Raw genomic sequence first — 4,417 nt, forward strand, 5'->3', positions numbered from 1 at the left:
GAGCAATACCCCGAAACCGGGCGCCGGGTGTTCCAGCTCGTTTACGATGAATTCGACAAATTCCTGTCCAGGTTTCTGTCGGAGCACGGCAGCGCAGCGCGCGTGGTGAGCGTGGCCCAGCAGGTCGAGCAAAAAGAGACCATGACCATCCAGTACACCATTGAGATGCGCAACATGCTCAATGACATGCCGGTCCGCGATGAAATCCGCGAGTTCCTGTTCAAGGTCTGGGCCGAAGTGCTGGCGATCGCCGCCATGAAGAACGGCCCGCAGCATGAGGAGACCCTCACGCTCAAGCGGGCCGCCGCCGACCTGGTGTGGGCGGCCAGCGCCAAGCCCAACCGCAACGACCGCGCCCGCGTCATCGCCGACCTGCCCAAGTTGCTGCAGCTGTTGCGCTTGGGCATGTCCATGCTGGGGCTGGGCGTGGCCGACCAGGACGGGCACCTGAAAATCATCAGCGACACGCTGGCCGACGCCTTCATGTCCAAGACCGACGCGATTCCCGTGGAGAAGGTGGAGGCCATGGCCAAGCGCCTGACCAACCTCGAGGATTACCTGTCCGACGAGGATGTGGGGGATTTGCCGCTGGACACCGACAGCCTGGTGACCATGATAGGCATAGACGCCACCGACATCGAGGTGATCGCCGACGGCGGCAGCCATCCCACCGAGGCCATGCGCGCCTGGGCCAAGGAGCTGCAGCTGGGCTCATGGTTCAGCCTGGACCACAACGGAAAAGTCAGCCATGTGCAGTTCGCCTGGTGCAGCGATCGCAAGCAGCTGCACCTGTTTGCTTCCGCTGACGGCCGCAATTTCCTGATCCAGGCGCGCCGCCTGGCCGCTTACCTGCAGGCGGGCTTGCTGGTGCCGACCGAAGAAGAGGCGCTGACGGTGCGCGCCACGCGCGACGCGCTGGCCAAGCTCGACGCCAATCCCGAGCGCCTGCTGGGCTAGGCCTCTAAATTACGCATTGGAAGGGGCTCTCCTGGCGCGCGGGATAGTCGCCGGCGCCTGGCGTTCAGCGCTCAGTGGGCCAGGCGGAATTCCGAGTCGTCGCACAGCTCGTCGAGCACCAGCGCATCGGGCTCTTCGCCGAAACTCCAGTACACCATGAGGACGATGATTTTCAGGTCGTCCAGCGTCACCGGGTCGCCCGGCGCCGCCATGGCGCGGTCGATGACGATCTCGCGCATGTGCGGCGGCAACACGCCGGAAGATTCGAGAAAGCTCACAAAACCCAGGCTCTGCGCGCCCAGGTGCACCTGCTCGGCGACGGAGTACACACGCAGGCTGCCGGCGGATTGCGGCTGGATGGCGGAGGCTGTTGCGGAGSAGTCACCGCTATCCTGAGGGGTTTTGGCCGGCAGGCTGATTTGCGTGCCCTGGGCCGCGGTGTTCAGGCCGTCGAGCCAGACAAGGGCTGCCTGGATTTCCTCGGCATCGAAGCCCGCCGCGGTGAGTTTGCGGCTCAGTCGGTGGAGTTCGGGGCAAGCGTCACCTTGCCAGTAATTCTCGTAGACGTACACCAGTACTTCAAACATGCACCCAATATAACGCAGATGCAGCCGGCCGTGTCAATCCTCCGGCCGGGCGCTTGAGGCGCATCGGAATTCGCTTCGTCAACCGGCTGCGAGGCGCTGGAACAGCCCGCCCGGCAGGCGCACCACCTGCCCGCACAGTTCGAGTTCCAGCAAGCTGGCCTGCAGCCGCGCGGTGTCCAGCCCGGTGCGCGCCTGCAGGGCGTCCAGGCTGACGGGGTCAAAGCCCAGGGCCGCGATCAGCGGGTCGCCGGCGTCCGGGCCGGTCGCCGTCTCATCAGTGCCGGTCGCGCGGGGGGCGCTAGAAAGGTTCAGCTCTTCCAGCACGTCCTGCGCCACTTCCACGAGCTTGGCGCCCTGCTTGATCAGCGCGTGGCAGCCGCGGGACTGGGGCGAGTGGATGGAGCCGGGAATGGCAAAGACTTCCTTGCCCTGCTCCGCCGCCAGCCGCGCTGTGATCAGCGAGCCCGATTGCAGTGCCGCTTCCACCACCAGGGTGCCGCGGGACAGGCCCGAGATGATGCGGTTGCGCCGCGGGAAATTCGCCGCCAGCGGGGGCGTGCCGAGGGGAAATTCGCTGACGATCATGCCCTGCTGCACGATCCGGTGTGCCAGCGCGAGGTGCTTCTTGGGATAGACCCTGTCCAGCCCGGTGCCCACCACGGCAATCGTTTCGCCGCCGCCCAGCAGGGCGCCGTCATGCGCCGCGCCGTCAATGCCGAGGGCCAGTCCCGAGACCACGCAGAGCCCGGCGGCGCCGAAGGCCTTGGCGAACTGCCGGGCATTGGCCTCCCCCTGCGGTGTCGGGTTGCGGCTGCCGACGATGGCGATGAGCGGCGCCGCCGTTGGCCGCCCGGCCAGCGTGCCCAGCATGTAGAGCATCAGGGGCGGGTCCTCGATGTCGAGCAGGGCTGTGGGGTAGGCGGCGTTGCCCAGCGTGACGACCTGCCTGTCCTCGCCGGCCTGCAGCCATTCGAGGGTGACCTGCAACTGGGCGGCCAAAGCCGGCGGTTCCGCCAGAATGGCTTTGGCCAACTTGGCCGTGCCGAGTTGCGTGAGGGCGGCCGCGCTCTGGTTGAAGATGGCCTGGGCCGACCCAAAAGCCGCCAGCAGTTTGCGCGCGGTGTCGTTTCCCACGCCGGGGGAAAGGGTCAATCGCAGCCAGGCCTGGAGCTCTTGCGTGTCCACGTCGGTCTGGCTTTGGGAGAGGGCCGGCGGTTGGCGGGCGAGCGAGCACTGCGTCCGCGGGCCGCGCCGTGGCGCGCCCGGGCACAGGCGGCGCGCTTAATTCGGGTTGGCGAAGCGGTCGCCGACTTTGACGCCGTCGGTGATCTGCAGGATCAACGCGTAGGAGAGCTTGTCAAACGTGCGGAACACCATCAGCAAGCCGTTGCGCTCGTTGGGCAGCTTGATCTGCGGCCGCGCGCTGTCGGTCTTGTCGGCCAGGCGCTCGCCGTCCTTGAGGATGGCCATGACATGGCCGCGTTCAAGCCCGTCCGAGGCGCCCCGGTTGATCACCACGACCTGGTTTTCAGCCGCGTTTGCCACAGCGCTGCCGTAAATGGAGACGATCTGGCCCGTGATCGGGGTGGCGGGCGCATGCGGCACGTAGCTGACCAATTCCCGAGGAGGGTCGGGGAGCAGGCGGTCGCCGACGCGCATTTCTTCCTTGGTGGACACGATGTCGATGGTGGCGGGCACGATTTCCGGCTGGGGCTTGCCGTCCTTGCCTGGAATTTGGGTGACGGATTCGCCGCGCATGAGTTCGGCCTTGCCGATGTATTGCGCCTCGTAGCCCAGGATCTGCTGGGTGGTCGGGTCTTTCAGGGCCGTGGCATTGCGGTAGACGCGGTAATCCAGAGGCTGGCCTTTTGCGTCGCTCAGGGGAGTGCCGGTGGCGACGCCGCCCACGTACTCGCCGCGCGCATAGGCGCGGTCGCCACGGCTCAGGAGCACACGCCCCTCCTGGGCGGCGACGATACGGGGAGCCCTTGAAAAGGTCGCATCGTCAACCAGGACGGCTTCTGAGAGGAAGGGTTCTATGACATTGTTCTCTAGCGTGGGGATCGAGTTGTCGGCCAGGGATTCGTAGCGGGTGCGGGGCGACACGCGCACCGTGTCCGTCGGCGGGCCGTCGCTTGAGGCCTGGCGTGTGCGCAAGGTGGCACGGCCGCCGGTCTTGTCCAGGTAAAGGTGCTGCCCGGGGTAAATGCGGTGGGGGTTGCGGATGTCCTGCAGGTTCATGCCCCACAGTTCCGGCCAGCGCCAGGGGCTTTTGAGGAACAAGCCGGAGATGGCCCACAGTGTGTCGCCGCGCTTGACGGTGTACTCGTCCGGGGCGTTCGGCGCCAGTTCGCTGAGCGGGACGCCCGCCTGGGCGACCTGGGTGGCTGTTGCTTTTTGGCCCGGTGTGATGGGGAAATTCTGGGCATGCAGGCCGCCGGCAATGCCCAGAAGGGCGGTGGCGGCTATTGAAATTTGACTGAAACGACCAAAAATTGTTTGCATCTTTGTAGGCCTTCGGCGCTTTTTGAGGACTGGCACGGCACGATCCGCAACGGATGCGGGCGGAAAAGAGCGTGTCATATCTTGATAAATTACTAACGATTTTGTACCTAAGCCCTTGATTAAGCAACGAATACACGATTCTGGGAATATCAGGATGCTGAAAAACCGAGAAAAGTGGCGAAAATAGCGACATCTCCCCTTCGCCCCTCCTTTTCCCTTGCCTTCCCCCATGAGCCAGCTGACCATTCTTCGTTACCCCGATCCCCGCCTGCACACGGTGGCCAAACCCGTGGCGGCCGTGGACGCCCGCCTGCGCAAACTGGCCGACGACATGTTTGAAACCATGTACGAGGCGGCGGGCATAGGCC

5 protein-coding genes are annotated in these 4,417 nt (G+C 65.3%); 2 read left to right on the forward strand and 3 right to left on the reverse strand.

Features of this window, described 5'->3' with window-relative positions:
- Positions 1 to 957, forward strand: a 957-nt coding sequence (locus AC1D0P_RS22385) for a DUF1631 family protein (RefSeq protein WP_477678758.1), incomplete at its 5' end; no start/stop codon positions are given.
- A gap of 71 nt (positions 958 to 1,028) precedes the next feature.
- Here AC1D0P_RS22385 and AC1D0P_RS22390 read toward each other — a convergent pair.
- The 3 genes from AC1D0P_RS22390 to AC1D0P_RS22400 all read right to left on the reverse strand — a co-directional run bounded on the left by AC1D0P_RS22390 (position 1,029) and on the right by AC1D0P_RS22400 (position 4,049).
- Complete coding sequence (locus tag AC1D0P_RS22390) at positions 1,029 to 1,544, reverse strand: Smg family protein (RefSeq protein WP_477678759.1); 516 nt, start codon at positions 1,542 to 1,544, stop codon at positions 1,029 to 1,031.
- 78 nt (positions 1,545 to 1,622) lie between these two features.
- A complete protein-coding gene (gene dprA, locus AC1D0P_RS22395; RefSeq protein ID WP_477678760.1) occupies positions 1,623 to 2,729 on the reverse strand; it encodes a DNA-processing protein DprA in 1,107 nt (368 codons plus the stop codon).
- Positions 2,730 to 2,825: 96 nt separating this feature from the next.
- Positions 2,826 to 4,049 carry a LysM peptidoglycan-binding domain-containing protein gene (locus AC1D0P_RS22400; protein ID WP_477678761.1) on the reverse strand — a complete coding sequence of 408 codons (1,224 nt, stop codon included), beginning with the start codon at positions 4,047 to 4,049 and terminating at the stop codon, positions 2,826 to 2,828.
- A 229-nt stretch (positions 4,050 to 4,278) separates the two neighbouring features.
- Here AC1D0P_RS22400 and AC1D0P_RS22405 point away from each other — a divergent pair.
- Positions 4,279 to 4,417, forward strand: a 139-nt coding sequence (locus AC1D0P_RS22405; protein WP_477678762.1) for a peptide deformylase, incomplete at its 3' end; no start/stop codon positions are given.

It is taken from the genome of Polaromonas sp. P1_G2, assembly GCF_056405515.1.